The organism is Arthrobacter sp. YAF17, assembly GCF_052113365.1.
Lineage (GTDB): Bacteria > Actinomycetota > Actinomycetes > Actinomycetales > Micrococcaceae > Arthrobacter.
In genome coordinates this window covers 40,446-58,603 of the sequence record NZ_JBFRDB010000013.1, presented here as the reverse complement: position 1 = coordinate 58,603, position 18,158 = coordinate 40,446, and the positions used below count along the sequence as shown (strand labels likewise).

The following is an 18,158-nucleotide window of genomic DNA, read 5'->3' as shown; positions in this document are numbered from 1 at the left end:
CGCGGGGCGATAGTTTCTTCTGGTCGATCGTATGCCTTGGGTGAAGAACTATGACCCCGTCTGACATAAGATTGATAAATGATCCGGCTCCGTAAGCTGGCGCGCGCCGCATCTCTACTGACCACCCCACTAGCTCCAGAAGACATTCTGTCGCTGTTCAACCCTGTGTTTTCTGCCCGCCAATTGCGCGGCGTGGTCACCCGGGTGGTTCCAGAAACGGCCGATTCCGCCACCATTTTCTTCCGTCCCGGCCGCGGCTGGCAAGCGCACCTTGCCGGCCAGTGGGCCCGTATTGGCGTCGAGCTCGACGGCGTCCGCCACTGGCGGTCGTACTCGCTCAGCGCCCCCGCCGGCAAAGACCCGGCCATCACTGTCAGCGACATGGGTGCCGTCTCCGGGACCCTCGTGCGCAACACCAAGCCCGGCGACGTTCTCTTCCTGGCCCCGCCGCAGGGAGACTTCGTCCTCCCCGAACACCCCCGGCCCCTGCTGATGCTCACGGCCGGCAGCGGCATCACCCCGGTCATGTCCATGATCCGCACCCTCGTGCCGCACCGCCCGGACTCCGACGTCGTCCTCATCCACACCGCCCGGACCCCGGCGGACGCCATCTTCCGTGAGGAACTGGCCGAACTGGCGGACCAGTTCCCCAACTTCCGTGTCATCCACTGGTTCACGGGCGAACGCGGCCGGCTCGACTTCAGCTCCATGGCGGGGCTCGAGCAGCTCTGCCCGGACTGGCGCCAGCGCGCCGCCTACGCGTGCGGCCCCGAAAGTTTCCTGGACGACGCCGAGGCGCTCTGGGAAGCGGAGACCGCCACCGCCGAACCTTCGGACGCCACCCTCACCATCGAGCGCTTCAGCACCAAGCTCGCCGGCGGAGAAGGGCACGACGGCGGGCTGGTCACGTTCGAGGCGTCGGACCGCGAAGTCGAAGCCGACGGCGACACGCCGCTGCTCGACGTCGGCGAGGACGCCGGCGTCCTGATGCCCAGCGGCTGCCGCATGGGCATCTGCCACAGCTGCCTTATCCCCCTCCGGGCCGGCCAGGTCCGTGACCTGCGCACGGACGAAGTCCATGGCGAGCCCGGCCAACTAATCCAGACGTGTGTTTCGGCAGCCGCCGGACCCGTTAACCTCGACCTCTGAGGAGTACCCACAGCATGACGATTGTTTCCGACAAGCCCGACGTTTCCGAGGACGCTCCCCAAGGCGCTGACGACTCTGCCAAGGCGCCTGCTGCCGTGAAGACGCGGCGCGGCGCCCTGGCCGAGACCGGCAGCCCCACCGTCCGGCCGCCCGCTGCGGCGCACCTCTCCGACGAGCAGGTCGCCGAACTGGGCCGCGAACTCGACGCCATCAAGGACGACATCCTTGCCAAGCGCGGAGCATCTGACGCCGCCTACATCCGCCGCATGATCAAGATCCAGCGCGGCCTGGAGATTTCCGGCCGCGCCACGCTTCTGGTCAGCAAGCACAAGGCTGCCTGGGTTGCCGGGACCACACTGCTCAGCTTGGCGAAGATCCTGGAAAACATGGAGCTTGGACACAACATCCTGCACGGCCAGTGGGACTGGATGCGGGACCCGGACATCCACTCCACCACCTGGGAGTGGGACTTCGTGACCCCGGCACGCTCCTGGCAGCACACCCACAACGATCTGCACCACCGCTGGACCAACGTCGTCGGCAAGGACAACGACGTCGGATACAACCTCCTGCGGATGGACGCGGAGCAGGAATGGAAGCCGTTCAACCTGGGCAACCCGCTCTACAACGCCCTGCTGGCCCCGGTCTTCGAATGGGGCATCGCGATCTATGATCTCGAGCTGAACGACTACAAGGAGGGCAACAAGTCCAAGGAAGCCCTCACCAAGGACCTCAAGGCCCTCGGCCGCAAGGCCCTCACGCAGTTCACCAAGGACTACGCCGCCACTCCCGCCGTCGCCATGCTGACCGGCTCCGGCAAGCAGGCACTCTACGGCACCCTGACGGCCAACGCGGTCCGCAATGTGTGGGCCCACGCGGTGATCTTCTGCGGACACTTCCCCGAGGGTACGGACACCTTCACCGAGGAAATGGTCGAAGGCGAGACCCGCGGCGACTGGTACGTCCGGCAGATGATCGGCTCCGCCAACATCTCCGGCTCCAAGTTCATGCACCTGATGACCGGCAACCTTTCGCACCAGATCGAGCACCACCTCTTCCCGGACATTCCGTCCAACCGCTACGCCGAGGTGGCGCCGAAGGTGCAGGAGATCTGCCGGCGCTACGGCCTGCCCTACACCACGGGACCTATCTGGAAGCAGGTCGGCTCCACCTGGGCCAAGGTCTTCAAGCTGGCACTGCCGCCCAAGAAGGCCTAAGCACCGGGCCCACAAGGGTTGAAGGATTGACGCAAGGGGCGTCTGCCATCGCGGCAGGCGCCCCTTGCGCGTGGAGTCGTGCGTTAGGCGACGCTCCTGCCCAGTTACCTGCCGTGGGCGGCCCCGCCGGCAGCGGAAAACCCCGGAAATCCGGGCCGCAGCACGCCGGTGAGTCGAGGTAACCGGGGAGGAACGTCACAGCGGAGGCGTCACAGCGGGGGCGGCGCTCAGGGTTTGCTGGCCAGTCCCAGAACGTGGGCCAGCCGCGGGTTGCCCGGGAGGACCGAAAAGCCGAACCGCTCCAAGTCCTGCACCGTGAAGCCGGCCCCGGCGACCGCGGCCGGGGTGTCGCGGTTGGGGTGGCATCCGCCTGCCATCCGGCTCCATAAAGGGGTGAGCAGGTCCTCGGCGGCCGCCAGCACCCGTTGGGCCGAGCGGACATGTTCATAGAACAGCAGCAGGCCGCCCGGCCGCAGGACCCGGGCCATTTCCGCCAGGACGACGGACTGGTCCGCCACGCTGCACAGCACCAGGCTGGAGACTACGACGTCGACTGAGGCGTCCGCCGCCGGCAGTGATTCAGCCACGCCGTCTTCCACGGTGACAGGCACCCGCGCCCGGCCGGCAGCGGCCCGGGCCAGCTCCCGGAGCAAGGGGTCCGGTTCGATGGCCAGCACGCCCGTCACAGCGGCCGGGTAGAACGGAAACGTCGCCCCGTAACCCGCCCCGATTTCGACGACGACGCCGTGCGCCGCTGCCACGAGCCGCCGTCGGTGGTCCGCCGCCCCGCGGGCGTCCATCCGCGGGCCTACCCGCGCATAGGATCTCCCGAATGATGACTCGCGCGGACTGCTCTCAGGCACGGGTGTTTCCTTCCGGTCAGCCGGCGTCGGCCGGGTTGAGTTTGAGGCCCCGCAGCAGCTGGGCGTTGAGGGCCACCACGATCGTGGAGGCGGACATCAGCACAGCGCCGGCGGCGGGGGAGAGGACGATCCCGGCGAAGGCCAGGACGCCGGCGGCCAGCGGCACGGCGATGATGTTGTAGCCCGTGGCCCACACGAGGTTCTGCCACATTTTCCGGTTGCTTGCCCGGGACAGGTCCACCATGGACAGCACAGCCCGGGGGTCGTTCCCGGCAAGGACCACACCGGCGGACTCCACCGCGACGTCGGTTCCGCCGCCGATCGCGATTCCCACCTCGGCCCGGGCCAGGGCGGGGGAGTCGTTGACCCCGTCCCCCACCATCGCCACCCTGAGGCCGCGGGCCTGGAGTTCGGCCACTTTCTTGTCCTTGTCCGCGGGGAGGACCTCGGCAAAGACCTCGTCGATCTTCAGTTCGGCGGCCACGGCCCGGGCTACCTGCCGGGCATCGCCGGTGATCATGGCAACCTTGATGCCGCGGCGCTGCAGGGCCGCGACGGCCTGGCGGGATTCCGGCCGGACCGCGTCCTCAAGGCTCACGGCGCCAATCACGGTGCCACGGTCCACCACATGGAGCACCGCGGCGCCGCGCTCCCGCCAGGCGGCCGTGACGGAGGCCAGCTCCGGCGGTTCCGCCGCCCCGAGCTCCCGGAGCAGGGCCGGACCGCCCACCCGGACGGTCCGGCCGCCGACCGTGGCACGGACGCCGCGGCCGGTCAGGGAGGTGAAATCGCTCGCTTCCGGGACCGGCAGGCCGCGCCCGCGGGCGGCGGCCACAATGGCGCGGGCCACCGGGTGCTCGCTGTCCGACTCCGCCGCAGCAGCCAGCGCGAGCAGCCCGTCGCCGTCGGCCCCTTCGGCGGCGGCAACGCCCATAAGTTCCGGCTGGCCCTTGGTCAGGGTCCCCGTCTTGTCGAACAGCACGACGTCGACCGTCCGCATCCGCTCGAGCGCCATCCGGTCCTTGATCAGCACACCGGCCCGGGCCGCCCGCTCGGTGGAAATCGCGATGACCAGCGGGATGGCCAGGCCCAGGGCGTGCGGGCAGGCGATCACCAGCACCGTCACGGTGCGCTCCACGGCGTCGGGCAAACTGCCCAGCAGCGTCCAAGCGATAAACGTGAGGACGCCGGCGCCTGCGGCGAAGTAGAACAGGAAGGCGGCGGCACGGTCGGCGAGGGCCTGCGCCCGCGAGGAGGAGGCCTGCGCTTCGGCGACGAGCCGCTGGATCCCGGCGAGGGCGGTGTCCTCGCCGGTGGCTGTTATCTGGACCCGGAGGCTGTTGTCCGTGGCGATGGTCCCCGCCACCACCGGATCGCCGGGGGTCCGCAGGACAGTCTTGGACTCGCCCGTGATCATGGATTCGTCGAATTCGGCCTGCCCCTGGGTCACGGTTCCGTCCGCCGGCATCCGGCCTCCGGAGCGGACCAGGATGGTGTCGCCGCTCCGGAGCTCGGCCACGCGAACCGTCTCCGTTCCGGAACCGGTGATGCGCTCGGCCTCGTCCGGGAGCAGCGCCGCGAGGGCATCGAGGGCGCCCCGGGCCGAGCCGAGGGCGCGCATTTCGAGCCAGTGCCCCAGGAGCATGATGTCGACAAGGAGTGCCAGTTCCCACCAGAAGTCGAGAGCGAAGCCGCCGATCCCCAGTGTGGTCGCCCATGAGGCGGTGAACGCCACCGTGATGGCCATGGCGATCAGCAGCATCATTCCCGGTTTCCGGGTTTTCAGCTCATTGAGGCCGCCCTTGAGGAAGGGCTGGCCGCCGTAGAAGAAGATGACGGTTCCCAGCACGGGAGGAATCCAGGCTGAGCCGGGGAAGACGGGAGGTTCGTAGCCGAGCAGGTCCCCGAACATGGGGCTGAAGAAGACCACCGGGACGGCCAGGGCCAGGGTCAGCCAGAACCTGTGCTTGAACATTGCCACACTGTGCCCGGCGTGCTGGCCGTGGCTGTGAACGAGGTGCTCGTCGTCCATCTGGCGGGCCGGGCCGGCGTCGGGCATGCCGCGCGGCTGGTGCCCGGTGTGTCCTGCCGGCGGGGAGTCCAGTTGCTGGCCGTCGGCGGGATGGCTGCCGTGCCGGTGTTCCATGATGCGCTCCCAAGGAGATTCATCGTTTGTTGAGGATCAGCCCACCATACCCCTGGGGGGTATGTCTGGCAAGAGGTTCCGCCGGTCAGCGGACCTCGATCACGCCCATCATGCCCAGGTCCTCGTGGTCCAGGATGTGGCAGTGGTACGCAGAGCGGCCGCTGAAGTCGCGGAACGCGATCCTGACCGTGGCGCGCCCGTTCGCCCGCACGTTCACGACGTCCCGCAGGTCCACGGAGTCCACTACCCGGCCGTTGTCCTCGATGACCTGCATCGGCCACACATGCAGATGGAAGGGATGGTCCATGGGGCTGGTGTTGATCAGCGTCCATTCCTCGACCGACCCGGCCGCCACGACCGTGTCCGTGCGGGCCTCGCTGTATTCGCGGCCGTTGATGGTGAATCGCATGCCTCCCATGCCCCCGCCCATGCCTCCCGGGCCGCCGCCCATGGCCAGGACCAGCTGCCGGCGGGCGGCCACGGGTGCGGAGCGGAGGTCCTCCTGGGCCCGCCTGGCAGTAACGGCGCCGGGCGGTGCCCCGGGTTCGCCGTCCACCCGGACGACCGCCAGGGCGCCCGTGCCCCTGGCGGGGAGCCGTCCCTGCCCCATCATTCCCGGCATCCCACCACGGTTGTAGGGGAGTGCCAGCAGGACCGATTCACCGGCGGCGGCCGTCATCAGCAGGTCCGCACGGTTGCCCGGCGCCAGCAGGAGTTCGCTGACGGTCTCCGGATCGGGGGACCGTCCCGAGTCCAGGCCCAGCAACTGCAGCTGCTGGCCGTCCAGCCGGAGCCGGACAAAGCGGGCCACACAGGCGTTGACGATCCGCCACCTCTCCCGTTCGCCGGGGCGGGCGGTCAGGAGCGGAGTGCTTTGACCGTTGAGCAGGAGCAGTTCACCTTCCCGGCCCGCCATGCGTTCCATCGGCGACACCGCGGCGATGTTCCCGGCACTGTCCAGGGTGGTGTCCGAGACGACCAGAATCCGTTCCCTGCTCACGGGGATGTCGTCCGGATCCTCAACGATGATCGCCCCGAAAAGCCCCGCGAAGATCTGCCCCGCAACCGTGCCGTGGTGGTGCGGGTGGTACCAGTACACGCCCGGCGGGTGGTCCGGTGGCAGCCGGTAGCTGTAGTCGAAACCCTCTCCGGGCCTGACCGCCACGAACACGTTGTCGCCGTTGGCCTGGGGCGACACGTGCAGGCCATGGACGTGCAGGTTCGTCGGCCCGTCGAGGCTGTTCACGAGCCGGATGGCGAGCTCGTCGCCCGGCCGCAGGCGGAGCGTGGGCCCCGGGACGGTGCCGTTGTAGCAGAAGGCGCCCGCCCGGCGGCCGCCGAGCACCACCTGCCCGGGGGCGGCCTCAAGGGTGAGCGCCAGCCTGCCGTCCGCGCTGCGGAGTTCCGGGGGGCCATGCAGCCCGGAATCTTCCGCGGGAAGCGTGCCGCCGGTCGGCTGCTGCGTGGAAGCCAGGGACCACCACAGCCCCGCGCCGCCTGCCACCGTTGCCGCCGTGCCCAGGCCGCCCAGGAGAAGGGCATCGCGGCGGCTGATCGGCCGCACTACGGCTCCTCGCCAAGCACTTTCAAATTCTCGCGGTATTGTTCTGCGGTGAGCTCGCCCCGCGCGAAGCGCTCATCCAGGATCAGGCGCGCCCGGCTCTTGCCGCCCGGAATGCCGGGGCCGCCCGGGGTGGTCCCCGGCGGGCCGTATGGCGGCGGTGCGTAGGGTCCGGCCCCTCCCGGTTGCGCGGGACCTCCGCGGCTGGTTCCGCCGGTGAACAGCCGGACCGCAAGCAGCACCAGCACCGCGATCCCGACCAGCAGCAGCAGACCCCAGAGCCACATCAGGCCCAAGCCGTCCCAATTGCGTCCCATCATGGCCAGTTCCCTTCGCCCGTGACCGTTTAGTCCCTTAGGCAATGGTCTTCCGGATACCCGGCGGGGGATAGGGTCGTAAGTCGCCATCCGGGACGCCCGGCCGACGTTCCTTCCCGGTTACCCGGCGAGTTTCCCGGCTTTGCGCACCGGGGCGCGCGGAAAGCCGCGGATTTCCGCCGCGGGCAGGGACCGGCCGGCGGAGTAACTGGGAAGGAACGTCGGGGCTGGGCCGCGAAGTAACTGGGAATGGACGTGAGTTGGAAGGACCAGCCGGACAGGACCGCGACGCCGAAGCAGCGGGCTACGAAGGCCTCAGCTGATCAGCAGTCCCAGCGCCTCGGCCAGGTGCCCGACCTCGCGCACCGAGAAGCCCGCAGGCACCGGGCCGGGGCCGTTCGGGCTCGCGGGGACCACGGCGTGGGTGAACCCCAGCCGGTGGGCCTCCTGGATGCGCTGGTTGATGCCGGGCACCGGGCGGACTTCTCCGGCCAGACCCACTTCACCGAATGCGATGAGCCGCTGCGGCAGGGGTTTCTTGGACTTGGCCGACGCCACGGCCAGCGCGACGGCCAGATCCGTCGCCGGCTCGCTGAGCTTCACGCCTCCCACGGTCGCCACGTAGGAATCGTCCTTGCTCAGGAGGCAGCCGGCCCGCTGCTGGAGGACCGCCAAAAGCATGGCCACCCGGGAACTGTCCAACCCGCTGGTTGCCCGGCGCGGCTGGGAGCTGGCGCTTTCGGCCAGCAGGGACTGCACCTCCGCGAGCAGGGGCCGGCGTCCCTCGAGGGTCACCGTGATGCAGGTGCCGGACACGGGCTCCTTGGTCCGGGAGACGAACAGCCCGCTCGGATCGGCCAGGCCCACGATGCCGTCCTCGTTCAGGTCGAAGCAGCCGACGTCGTCGGTGGGACCGTACCGGTTCTTGACCGCCCGCAGCAGCCTCAGCCGGGAGTGGCGCTCGCCCTCGAACTGGCACACCACGTCCACAAGGTGCTCGAGCAGCCGGGGTCCGGCGATCGAGCCGTCCTTGGTCACATGGCCCACCAGCAACGTGGTCATGTTGCGGCGTTTGGCCGCGGCAATCAGGGAGGCCGTCACCTCACGGACCTGCGAAACTCCGCCGGCGCTGCCTTCGACGTCGGCGCTGCTCAGCGTCTGCACGGAGTCCACGATCAGCAGGCGCGGCTCGAGCTTCTCCACCTGGCCCAGGGCCTGACCGAGGTCCGTTTCGGCAGAGAGGTACAGGGATTCGGCGACGGCGTCGATCCGCTCCGCGCGGAGCTTGACCTGAGCGGCGGATTCCTCGCCGGTGATATAGAGGACGTCCTGCGCGGTGCGGGCAAACTTGGCCGCGACGTCGAGCAGCAGGGTCGACTTGCCGACGCCGGGTTCGCCCGCCAGCAGGATCACGGCGCCGGGAACCAGCCCGCCGCCGAGGACGCGGTCCAGTTCGTCCACGCCGGTGGGCAGGAAAGCCGCGGTGGTGGCGTCGACCTCGGAGATCCGGCGGGCCGGCTCCAGCACGGTGGTGGCCGCCGTCGTGCGTGCCACGGCGCCGCCGGTTTCCTCAACGCTGCCCCAGGCCTGGCACTCGCCGCAGCGGCCCACCCACTTGGCCGTTGTCCAGCCGCACTCGGCGCATTTATAGCCCGGCGCCTTGGTGGTCCGGGAAGTCTTGGTAGCCATTGCTCCACCCTATCCGCGCCCAGCGACAACCTTGCGCCGGCCCGGCGCCGGCCAGACGCGCCGCGGACGCGGCGCAGCGGAAGCTACAGCGGCGGCAGGATGTCGCGGGCCTCCGAGGAGTCCACGCCGGCTGCCTCCAGCAGGTCCACCATCAGCGGACGGAACAGCATGACCACGGTCTCGCCCTCCAGCCGCTGCACGTCCAGCAGCCGCGGATGCAGCCGGCCGGCGATCTCCCGCAGTTCCGTCCGGGCCGTCCGCAGGTGGGCGCGGCGGACGCCGTCGTGCACTTCCGCCAGGCCCAGGGAGAGCTCGTCGACGGCGTCGGCCGTGTCCTGCAGGACGTCGGCGATGTTCTGGGTGGCCTCATCGGACAGCGCCGCATGGTTGATGGCGCTGGTCAGGCGCCGGGCAAAGACCCGGCTGTTGCGCAGCGCGAGGTCGATGTAGTCCAGTGACTGCTCCATCTGGTCCAGTTCCTCCCGGTGCCGCCGGTGGGCCGGCGCCAGCGTGGCCACCTCACCGGAGGCCCGCAGGGACTGCCGCATGGCATCGACCAGCGGCTGGCAGTTCCGCCCCCGGATGAGCGCGTGCCAGGCCTGGGTGGAGTCGCTGTAGCTCAGCGCGGAGGCGCACTCGCGCAGCACCTCTGCGAGCTCGTGCAGGAGCTTCTTGACGTCGTTGCGGGGTTCACGCCGCGGGTCCTTCGGGACGAGGATCGTCACCAGCAGGGCGAACACGCCGCCCACGATCGCATCGATGCTGCGGGTGAACGGCCCCCCGGCCGGCGCCGGCAGGAGCACCACCAGCACGGACTGCAGCCCCAGCTGGGTGGTGAAGATCGTGCCGCTGTCCAGGAAGCGCGCCAGCAGGATGGAGAACAGGAGAACGACGGCGGCCTGCCAGATTCCGGAGCCCAGCCAGTGCAGCAGCAGGTCGCCGACCACGATGCCGATGGTGCAGCCCAGGCCAACCTCGATCACGCGGCGCAGCCGGGGGTCCCGGGAAAAGCCCAGGGCAATCAGGGAGGACGTAGCGGCGAACAGCGGGCCGCTGTGGCCCAGGACGTACTCGGCAAACGCGTAGGCGCCGACGGCGCAGCCGGTCATCTGGATGGCCGGCCCCAGGGAGTTCCGGCTACGGACCAGGCCGGTGCGGACCCGTCCGCGCAGGAATCGGGCACTTGCTGAGAGTCCGGGGGCGGGGGCCATGCGCTCCAGTCTATTTGTTTGTTCCTCGTGCGCAGGCCGCGCCACAATCCCTACGGACGTGACGCAGGTAACGCAAGAGGAACCCGGCGGATGTAAGCCAATGTCCCGGCGTCGTTAACCCTTCGTTTACCTTGGACCGGCATTCTCTTCATCTGGGGCACCTACCTTCAGTAAAGGTACAAACCGTACGCATCCCCTGCCCGGCCTTCTCCGGCCCGGCACGCATAGAAAATCCCTGGAAGGGGTACATCTAGTGAAGGCACTCCGCTTCGGCCGCCACGCGGCAATCGCTGTCATCGCAGCCGGCGCTCTCGCGCTGACCGCCTGTGGTTCTGACAACGCAACGGGCACCGCCCCCGCAACCGCCACGGCATCGGGACCCAAGGTCACCGGCACCCTGACGGGTATCGGCGCCTCATCGACCGGTGCGGCGATGGACGCCTGGAAGGCCGGCTTCACCGCCGCCAACCCGGGAGCAACGGTTCAGTACTCCCCGGACGGCTCCGGCGCGGGCCGGAAGGCGATCATCGACGGCTCGGCCCAGTTCGCCGGCTCCGATGCCTACCTGAAGGACGAGGAAGTCGTCAGCTCGCAGGCCAAGTGCGGCCCCGAAGGCGCCCTCAACATCCCCGTCTACATCTCCCCGATCGCGGTGGCCTTCAACCTGCCCGACGTCAAGGAACTGAAGCTCGACGCCGCCACCGTCGCCAAGATCTTCCGCGGCGAAATCGCGAAGTGGAACGATCCCGCGATCGCCGCCCTGAACGCCGGCGTCACGCTCCCGGATCTGGCCGTCACCCCGGTCAACCGCTCCGATGACTCCGGCACCACGACCAACTTCACGGAGTACCTGGCCGCCGCAGCTCCCGAGGTCTGGACGGACAAGGCCGCCGGCATCTGGCCTGCAACCCTTCAGGGCGAGAACGCCAAGGGCACGTCCGGTGTGGTCAAGACCGTCACCGACACCCCGGGCGCCGTGACCTACGCCGACGACTCCGCCGTCAGCGGCAAGCTCGGCGTTGCGCAGATCAAGGTCGGCTCCGAATTCGTGACGATCTCGGCCGATGCGGCCGCCAAGGCCGTCGAGGCCGGCAAGCCCGTCGAAGGCCGCTCGGCCAACGACGTCGCGATCAAGCTGGACCGCACGACCACCGTGGCCGGCGCCTACCCGGTTGTCCTGGTTTCCTACCACGTCGTCTGCAGCACCTACGCTGACCAGAAGACCGTGGACCTGGTCAAGGCTTTCGAAAACTACGTAGTCTCCGAGGCAGGCCAGAAGACCGCGGCCGATGCCGCCAAGTCCGCCCCGCTGTCCAAGACCCTCCAGGACAAGGCCATCGCGGCCATCGAGTCCATCAAGGTCAAGTCCTAGGGATTACCTTCCGCCGCAAGGCATAGTGGAAACACCAGCCTGACCCAGGTTCCCTGTTCCGGTCAGACGGTCACCGACCGTCCGCCCGGGGCAGGGAACCTGAGCGTTTTGTCCGAAGTACCAAAAGATTCGAAGCCGAAGGACCCTGAAGTGACCACCACCTCCCTGACCTCGTCACGGGGCGCAGGCCGCGCCGGAGACAAAGTCTTTTCCGGAGCCACCCTGGCCGCAGGGTGCCTCATCCTGGCCGTGCTCTTCGGAGTGGCGCTGTTCCTCGTAGTCCAGGCATTCCCCGCCCTCACGGCCTCTCCTGACAAGATCAAGGGCGGCGAAGGGTTCTTCGCCTACATCTGGCCGATCGTGATCGGCACGCTCATCGCGGCCACGATCGCCCTGGTGATCGCCACTCCGATCGCTATCGGCGTCGCACTGTTCATCTCGCACTTCGCCCCGCGGCAGCTCGCCTCCGGCCTCGGCTACGTCGTCGATCTGCTCGCCGCCATCCCCTCCGTGGTCTATGGAGCCTGGGGCGCGGCGTTCCTGGCCAAGGAAATCTCGCCGGCCTACAACTGGCTGGCCGGCAACATGGGCTGGCTGCCGATCTTCCAGGGCCCGGCCTCCGCCACCGGCAAGACCATCCTGACCGCGGGAATCGTACTGGCCGTCATGGTCCTGCCCATCATCACCTCCCTGACCCGCGAGATCTTCCTGCAGACCCCCAAGCTGCATGAGGAAGCCTCCCTGGCGCTGGGAGCCACGCGGTGGGAAATGATCAAGATGGCGGTACTGCCGTTCGCCCGCCCCGGAATCGTCAGCGCCGTCATGCTGGGCCTTGGCCGCGCATTGGGCGAGACCATGGCTGTTGCGCTGGTACTGTCCTCCGGCGCCCTCACCGCGAGYCTGATCCAATCCGGCAACCAGACCATCGCCGCCGAGATTGCGCTGAACTTCCCTGAGGCCAGCGGGCTTCAGGTCAGCACCCTGATCGCGGCAGGCCTGGTCCTGTTCGTGATCACCCTCGGCGTGAACATGATTGCCCGGTGGATCATCACCCGGCACAAAGAATTCTCGGGAGCCAACTAAATGACCGCCACCCTGACCCCCGTCAAGAAGCGCTCGGCCCTCACCAAGGGCCAGCTGCCCAAATGGGCCCCTTACGCAGTCCTGGGCCTGGCCCTGATCCTCGGTGCCGCCGTCATGGCCCTGATCGGCTTCAACGCCTTCGGCTGGGGCATCGTCTCTGCCATTCTTTTCACGGCCGGCCTTGTCGGCTGGAGTGCCGCCGCCGAGGGCAGCCGCAAGGCCAAGGACAAACTGGCCACGTGCCTCGTCGTCGGTTCGTTCCTGGTTGCCCTGCTGCCGCTGATCTCCGTGATCTGGACAGTGCTCGTGAACGGCCTTCCCGGACTCACCGACCCGGGTTTCCTGTCCACGTCGATGAACGGCGTCACCGGAGCCTTCGACAACAAGAGTGTCGAGGAAGGCGCGCCGGTGGTCGGCGGCATCTTCCACGCACTGATCGGCACCCTGCTGATCACCGCGGTCGCGACGGTCATCTCGGTGCCCGTCGGCCTGCTGACCGCCATTTACCTGGTGGAGTACGGCAACGACCGCCCGCTGGCCCGCTCCATCACCTTCTTCGTGGACGTCATGACCGGCATCCCCTCGATCGTGGCCGGCCTGTTCGCTGCGGCCTTCTTCTTCGCCGTCATGGGGCCGGGCACCAAGACGGGTGCCGTCGCCGCCGTCGCGCTGTCCGTGCTGATGATTCCCGTGGTGGTCCGCTCCAGTGAGGAAATGCTGAAGATCGTCCCCAACGAACTCCGCGAGGCGGCCTACGCCCTCGGTGTGCGCAAGTGGCGGACCATCCTCAAGGTGGTCATCCCGACGGCGATCTCCGGCATCGCATCGGGCGTCACCCTGGCGATCGCCCGCGTGATCGGTGAGACCGCGCCGATCCTGGTCACCGCCGGCTTCGCGACGTCGATCAACTACAACGTGTTCAGCGGCTGGATGGCCTCGCTGCCCACGTTCATCTACACGCAGATCCTCAACCCGACGTCACCGTCGAACCCGGACCCGTCCTCCATGCGTGCCTGGGGCGCGGCCCTGGTCCTCATCATCCTGGTGATGCTGCTCAACCTGATTGCCCGCCTGATAGCCCGCATGTTCGCCCCCAAGACCGGCCGCTAGCCCGGTTTCGGAACCCCCACTCTTCAGCCCGTACCCCAGCAAGTGAAGGAACATCATGTCTAAGCGCATCGACGTCAAAGACCTGAACGTCTACTACAGCAAATTCCTGGCCGTCGAAGACGTCAACATCAACATCGAAGCCAAGTCCGTCACCGCCTTCATCGGCCCGTCCGGCTGCGGCAAGTCCACGTTCCTGCGCACCCTGAACCGCATGCACGAGGTCATCCCCGGCGCCCGGGTCGAGGGCGAGGTGCTCCTCGACGGCGACAACCTTTACGGGCCCGGCGTCGATCCGGTGACGGTCCGCTCGCAGATCGGCATGGTGTTCCAGCGCCCCAACCCGTTCCCCACCATGTCCATCCGGGACAACGTGCTGGCCGGCGTGAAGCTCAACAACCAGAAGATGTCCAAGGGCGAGGCCGATGCCCTTGTGGAGCGCTCACTGCGGGGCGCCAACCTGTGGAACGAGGTCAAGGACCGCCTCGCGAAGCCCGGCTCCGGCCTGTCCGGCGGCCAGCAGCAGCGGCTCTGCATCGCACGCGCCATTGCGGTGGAACCCCAGGTCATCCTGATGGACGAGCCCTGCTCCGCCCTGGACCCGATTTCCACGCTTGCCATTGAGGACCTCATCAATGAGCTCAAGGACCAGTACACCGTGGTGATCGTGACCCACAACATGCAGCAGGCCGCCCGGGTATCCCAGAAGACTGCCTTCTTCAACATCGCGGGCACCGGGCAGCCGGGCAAGCTGATCGAGTACGGCGAAACCCACACCATGTTCAGCAACCCGACCCAGAAGGCCACCGAGGACTACGTCTCCGGCCGCTTCGGATAGGCGCTACTGCTCATCGATTGCTCCGTAGGCGCCCTTTTGAACCCTCAAAAGGGCGCCTACGGAGCAATGGGCGTGTCTCTTAGAGCTCCGCGAGCGGTGACAGGGCCAGGGCCAGCACGAACGCCGCCGCCGCGGTGACTATCGGCGTGAGGACCCAGAACAAAAGCACTCCGATCACCACTTTCCGGTTGGTGTCGGGGAAACGCTGGTTGGATCCGGACCCCAGTACGGCCGAGGTGACCGTGTGTGTGGTGGAGATGGGCAGGTGGAGCCCGATCGCGCCCACCAGCAGCATGACGGAGCTGAGCAGCTGTGCCAGGGAGCCGCGCAACGGATCCATCCGGATCAGCCGGTAGCCGATGGTGTAGGAAATCCGCCAACCTCCGGCCAACGTCCCGGCGGTCAGAAGAACCGCGGTGAACACGGCCACCCAGACCGGCAGTTCTCTGACGTCGGACAGCCCCGACGCCAGCAGGGCCAGGATCAGGACGGCGCTGGTCCGCTGGCCGTCCTGCAGGCCGTGGGCGAAGGCCACGGCGCCCGCCGCGATGCTCTGGCCACGCCGCGACCGGCTGTTGACGACATTCGGCGGCGTGTACCGCGCAGCCCAGGTTGCAGGCCAAACCAGCAGATAGGCGCCGGCGAAGGCCAGCGCCGGTGAGAGCAGCAGCGGGAGCACCACCTGGAAAAGCAGAGACGTGTCGACGCCGCCCACGGCATTTCCGCCGACGGCGACGCTGGCGACGCCCGCCCCGGCCAGCCCGCCGACCAGCGCGTGGGTCGACGACGACGGGATGCCCCGCCACCACGTGTAGATGCCCCAGAGCACGGCACTGACAAGGCCGGCTATCAGGATGGCCAGCCCGTTTTCGCCGGCGGGGAGCTGCACCCACGTCCGGCTCACGGCGAGGGCCAGGGCGGCGCTGAGCCCGGCGCCAACAAAGTTGAAGAACCCCGCCAGCAGCACCGCAACTGTGGGGGTGAGGGCGCGGGTCCGCACCGCCAGCGCCACCGACGCCGAGGCATCCCTGAAACCGTTCAGGAAGGCGAATGCCCCGGCGAGGATGACCACCAGGGCAAACAGGAAGATGGTCACGTCAGGATTCCTTGACGATGATGCTGCCCACCTGGGTTGCGATCCGGCGCATGTCCCTGGTGACGCCCACCAGTTCGTCGGCGATGTCCCTGGTGCGGGCGTACCGCGCCGCCTTCATTTCATTGAGCATGTCCGCCACCCAGACCCGGTGCGACCGTTCTGCGCGCTTGGAGAGGCGGAGGATCTCGATCCAGTAGTCCTCAAGATCGTCCAGGTTGTCCAGATTGCGCATGGCGTCCACTGTGAGCTCCGCCTGCCGGCTGATGATTTCCAGCTGGTCGGCGGCGCGTTTGGGCAGACGGTCCAGCTTGTAGAGCGACACCAGCTCGGCGGCGGCATCGAGTTTCTCCATCGCCTCGTTGAGGTACCGGGACAGGGCATACATGTCCTCGCGGGGGAGCGGGCTCACGAAGGTGGTCCGCATATGCGTCAGCAGGGCAAAATGCAGCTCCGCGCACTTCGCCTCGTGGTTGTGCATGTCCTCCACCAGCCGCTCGTTCTCGCTGGCGGGCGCGCCGAGGATCTCCGACAGGGTGCCCGTAGCGAGCACAATCTGGCGTGCCAGCTGGGCAAGGAGGTTCAGCCCGGCGGGCTCCTGGGGGAAAAGGCGCAGCTTCACGTGTGATTACCGGTCTTTGGGAGGGAGGTGCACGGGTGTTGTGTGCCGGGCGTGTGAGGTGATGAAGACCCGTGCATGGGGCCTACTTTACCGTCCGGACTGAGAGCGCCGGGAAGGCGCCCGGGCGGCCTCCGGAATATGACGGCGGGCCGGTCGGTCGGGCAGGCGCCCGGTCACTGGCGGGCCCCAGACCGGATGGTGCGCAGCAGGCTTCGTCGAGGGCCTGCACAACAGTGGCAAAGAATTCATGGGCCTACTTGGCGCACAGATTGACAATCGTCGATATAGTTGGAAATACTTCATATCGACAAGCATCAATCTAAAGCTGAGCAGCACAGGAGTCCCGTGAGCATCCAGACTGATCCATCGCCCACCCTGAAGGGTGAATCTGCCGGCGTCGGAAAACTCTCCACCCTGGACCGTTTCCTGCCGGTATGGATCATCGCCGCCATGGTCCTGGGGCTGCTCCTGGGCAGCTTCATCCCTGGCCTGAACACCGCCCTCGAGGCAGTCAAGGTCGGCGAGGTCTCGCTGCCAATAGCCATCGGGCTGCTGGTGATGATGTACCCGGTGCTGGCCAAGGTCCGCTACGACCAGGCGCACCGCGTCGTTGGGGACCGCAAGCTTATGGTCACGTCCCTGGTGTTGAACTGGGTCCTCGCGCCGGCATTCATGTTCGCCCTGGCCTGGATCTTCATCCCGGACCTGCCCGAGTACCGCACGGGCCTGATCATCGTGGGCCTGGCCCGCTGCATCGCCATGGTGATGATCTGGAACGACCTTGCCTGCGGCGACCGTGAAGCGGCGGCCGTGCTGGTGGCCATCAACTCCGTCTTCCAGGTCATCGCGTTCGGCGCGCTCGGCTGGTTCTACCTGCAGCTCCTGCCGTCCTGGCTGGGCCTGCCCACCACCAGCGCGGACTTCTCCTTCTGGGCCATCACCGCCTCGGTCCTGGTATTCCTTGGAATCCCGCTGCTGGCCGGATTCCTCACCCGCACCCTTGGCGAAAAGGCAAGGGGCCGGGACTGGTACGAAGGCACGTTCCTGCCGAGACTTGGCCCCTGGGCACTCTACGGCCTGCTCTTCACCATCACGCTGTTGTTCGCCCTGCAGGGCGGAACCATCACCTCCCGGCCGCTCGACGTCGTCCGGATCGCCCTGCCGCTCCTGGTCTACTTCCTCGTCGTGTTTGGCGCAGGGATGCTGATCGGCAAGTGGCTGGACCTCGGCTACGCAAAAACCACCACACTCGCCTTCACCGCCGCCGGCAACAACTTCGAACTCGCCATCGCCGTGGCGATCGGCACCTTCGGAGTCACGTCCGGGCAGGCGCTGGCCGGCGTCGTCGGCCCCTTGATCGAAGTTCCCGTTCTTGTTGCACTGGTTTACGTGGCACTCTGGGCCCGCAAACGCTACTTCACCGCCAGCTCGCTTTCGATCTGACCTCAACAAACTTCAGGAGAAACCCCGTGACCGCCGAATCCGCCAAGAAGCCCTCCGTCCTGTTCGTCTGCGTCCACAACGCCGGCCGCTCCCAGATGGCGGCCGCGTTCCTCACCACCCTGGGCGAGGGCCGAATCGAGGTCCGCTCCGCCGGCTCGCAGCCAGCCGACAAGGTCAACCCGGCCGCCGTCGAGGCCATGGCCGAACTGGGAATCGACATGTCCGCCGAGATCCCCAAGATCCTCACCACCGAGGCCGTCAAGGAATCCGACGTCGTTATCACCATGGGCTGCGGCGACACCTGCCCGATCTTCCCGGGCAAGCGCTACGAGGACTGGGAACTCGAGGACCCGGCCGGCCAGGGAGTCGAGTCCGTCCGCCCCATCCGCGACGACATCAAGGCCCGCATCGAGGACCTGATCGCGTCCCTCACGCCCGCCAAATAGG

Annotated in this window: 16 protein-coding genes; 8 read left to right on the top strand and 8 right to left on the bottom strand. The window is 67.8% G+C overall.

Annotated elements, in window-relative coordinates; translation table 11 throughout:
* Nucleotides 1–78 precede the first annotated feature (78 nt).
* Nucleotides 79–1,149: a ferredoxin reductase gene (locus tag AB4Y67_RS12275; RefSeq protein WP_441406056.1), complete on the top strand. Its 1,071-nt coding sequence runs from the start codon at nucleotides 79–81 to the stop codon at nucleotides 1,147–1,149.
* A 14-nt stretch (nucleotides 1,150–1,163) separates the two neighbouring features.
* Complete coding sequence (locus AB4Y67_RS12270; protein ID WP_441406055.1) at nucleotides 1,164–2,366, top strand: fatty acid desaturase family protein; 1,203 nt, start codon at nucleotides 1,164–1,166, stop codon at nucleotides 2,364–2,366.
* A gap of 227 nt (nucleotides 2,367–2,593) precedes the next feature.
* Here AB4Y67_RS12270 and AB4Y67_RS12265 read toward each other — a convergent pair whose 3' ends face one another.
* The 6 genes from AB4Y67_RS12265 to AB4Y67_RS12240 form a co-directional block, all read right to left on the bottom strand.
* On the bottom strand, nucleotides 2,594–3,229 hold the full coding sequence (locus AB4Y67_RS12265; protein WP_441406054.1) for a class I SAM-dependent methyltransferase: 636 nt from the start codon (nucleotides 3,227–3,229) through the stop codon (nucleotides 2,594–2,596).
* A 16-nt stretch (nucleotides 3,230–3,245) separates the two neighbouring features.
* Entirely contained in the window at nucleotides 3,246–5,375 is a 2,130-nt protein-coding gene (locus AB4Y67_RS12260; RefSeq protein WP_441406053.1) for a heavy metal translocating P-type ATPase, read from the bottom strand.
* An 85-nt stretch (nucleotides 5,376–5,460) separates the two neighbouring features.
* Nucleotides 5,461–6,939: a multicopper oxidase family protein gene (locus AB4Y67_RS12255; RefSeq protein WP_441406052.1), complete on the bottom strand. Its 1,479-nt coding sequence runs from the start codon at nucleotides 6,937–6,939 to the stop codon at nucleotides 5,461–5,463.
* Nucleotides 6,939–7,256: an SHOCT domain-containing protein gene (locus tag AB4Y67_RS12250; protein ID WP_441406051.1), complete on the bottom strand. Its 318-nt coding sequence runs from the start codon at nucleotides 7,254–7,256 to the stop codon at nucleotides 6,939–6,941. Before AB4Y67_RS12250 ends, AB4Y67_RS12255 begins: the two co-directional genes overlap by 1 nt.
* Before the next feature lie 312 nt (nucleotides 7,257–7,568).
* On the bottom strand, nucleotides 7,569–8,942 hold the full coding sequence (gene radA, locus AB4Y67_RS12245; RefSeq protein ID WP_441406050.1) for a DNA repair protein RadA: 1,374 nt from the start codon (nucleotides 8,940–8,942) through the stop codon (nucleotides 7,569–7,571).
* Nucleotides 8,943–9,025: 83 nt separating this feature from the next.
* On the bottom strand, nucleotides 9,026–10,153 hold the full coding sequence (locus tag AB4Y67_RS12240; RefSeq protein ID WP_441406049.1) for an FUSC family protein: 1,128 nt from the start codon (nucleotides 10,151–10,153) through the stop codon (nucleotides 9,026–9,028).
* A 253-nt stretch (nucleotides 10,154–10,406) separates the two neighbouring features.
* Here AB4Y67_RS12240 and pstS point away from each other — a divergent pair, with 253 nt between their 5' ends.
* From pstS to pstB, 4 genes are all read left to right on the top strand, one after another.
* A complete protein-coding gene (gene pstS, locus AB4Y67_RS12235) occupies nucleotides 10,407–11,525 on the top strand; it encodes a phosphate ABC transporter substrate-binding protein PstS (RefSeq protein ID WP_441406048.1) in 1,119 nt (372 codons plus the stop codon).
* Nucleotides 11,526–11,675: 150 nt separating this feature from the next.
* Nucleotides 11,676–12,608, top strand: coding sequence for a phosphate ABC transporter permease subunit PstC (pstC, locus tag AB4Y67_RS12230; RefSeq protein WP_441406047.1), 933 nt, complete (start codon nucleotides 11,676–11,678; stop codon nucleotides 12,606–12,608).
* The gene (gene pstA / locus AB4Y67_RS12225; protein WP_441406046.1) at nucleotides 12,609–13,718 is read left to right on the top strand and encodes a phosphate ABC transporter permease PstA; all 1,110 of its coding nucleotides are present in this window, start codon (nucleotides 12,609–12,611) and stop codon (nucleotides 13,716–13,718) included.
* Nucleotides 13,719–13,773: 55 nt separating this feature from the next.
* Nucleotides 13,774–14,553 carry a phosphate ABC transporter ATP-binding protein PstB gene (gene pstB, locus AB4Y67_RS12220; RefSeq protein WP_441406045.1) on the top strand — a complete coding sequence of 260 codons (780 nt, stop codon included), beginning with the start codon at nucleotides 13,774–13,776 and terminating at the stop codon, nucleotides 14,551–14,553.
* 79 nt (nucleotides 14,554–14,632) lie between these two features.
* On the opposite strand, the gene AB4Y67_RS12215 is transcribed toward pstB, so the two are convergent.
* Nucleotides 14,633–15,649, bottom strand: coding sequence for an anion permease (locus tag AB4Y67_RS12215; RefSeq protein WP_441406044.1), 1,017 nt, complete (start codon nucleotides 15,647–15,649; stop codon nucleotides 14,633–14,635).
* Between the two features lies 1 nt (nucleotide 15,650).
* Nucleotides 15,651–16,268, bottom strand: coding sequence for a DUF47 domain-containing protein (locus tag AB4Y67_RS12210; RefSeq protein WP_441406043.1), 618 nt, complete (start codon nucleotides 16,266–16,268; stop codon nucleotides 15,651–15,653).
* A gap of 345 nt (nucleotides 16,269–16,613) precedes the next feature.
* On the opposite strand from AB4Y67_RS12210, the gene arsB reads away from it, so the two are divergent.
* Nucleotides 16,614–17,711, top strand: coding sequence for an ACR3 family arsenite efflux transporter (arsB, locus tag AB4Y67_RS12205; protein WP_441406042.1), 1,098 nt, complete (start codon nucleotides 16,614–16,616; stop codon nucleotides 17,709–17,711).
* Nucleotides 17,712–17,737: 26 nt separating this feature from the next.
* Complete coding sequence (locus AB4Y67_RS12200) at nucleotides 17,738–18,157, top strand: arsenate reductase ArsC (protein ID WP_441406041.1); 420 nt, start codon at nucleotides 17,738–17,740, stop codon at nucleotides 18,155–18,157.
* The last annotated feature ends 1 nt before the right edge of the window (nucleotide 18,158 follow it).

What these genes read in the sequence shown, in the direction of transcription:
- AB4Y67_RS12260 (WP_441406053.1), bottom strand. Translation starts at nt 5,375, where the DNA reads ATGGAACACCGGCACGGCAGCCATCCCGCCGACGGCCAGCAACTGGAC.
- AB4Y67_RS12240 (WP_441406049.1), bottom strand. Translation starts at nt 10,153, where the DNA reads ATGGCCCCCGCCCCCGGACTCTCAGCAAGTGCCCGATTCCTGCGCGGA.
- AB4Y67_RS12250 (WP_441406051.1), bottom strand. Translation starts at nt 7,256, where the DNA reads ATGATGGGACGCAATTGGGACGGCTTGGGCCTGATGTGGCTCTGGGGT.
- AB4Y67_RS12270 (WP_441406055.1), top strand. Translation starts at nt 1,164, where the DNA reads ATGACGATTGTTTCCGACAAGCCCGACGTTTCCGAGGACGCTCCCCAA.
- pstB (WP_441406045.1), top strand. Translation starts at nt 13,774, where the DNA reads ATGTCTAAGCGCATCGACGTCAAAGACCTGAACGTCTACTACAGCAAA.
- radA (WP_441406050.1), bottom strand. Translation starts at nt 8,942, where the DNA reads ATGGCTACCAAGACTTCCCGGACCACCAAGGCGCCGGGCTATAAATGC.
- pstA (WP_441406046.1), top strand. Translation starts at nt 12,609, where the DNA reads ATGACCGCCACCCTGACCCCCGTCAAGAAGCGCTCGGCCCTCACCAAG.
- AB4Y67_RS12275 (WP_441406056.1), top strand. Translation starts at nt 79, where the DNA reads ATGATCCGGCTCCGTAAGCTGGCGCGCGCCGCATCTCTACTGACCACC.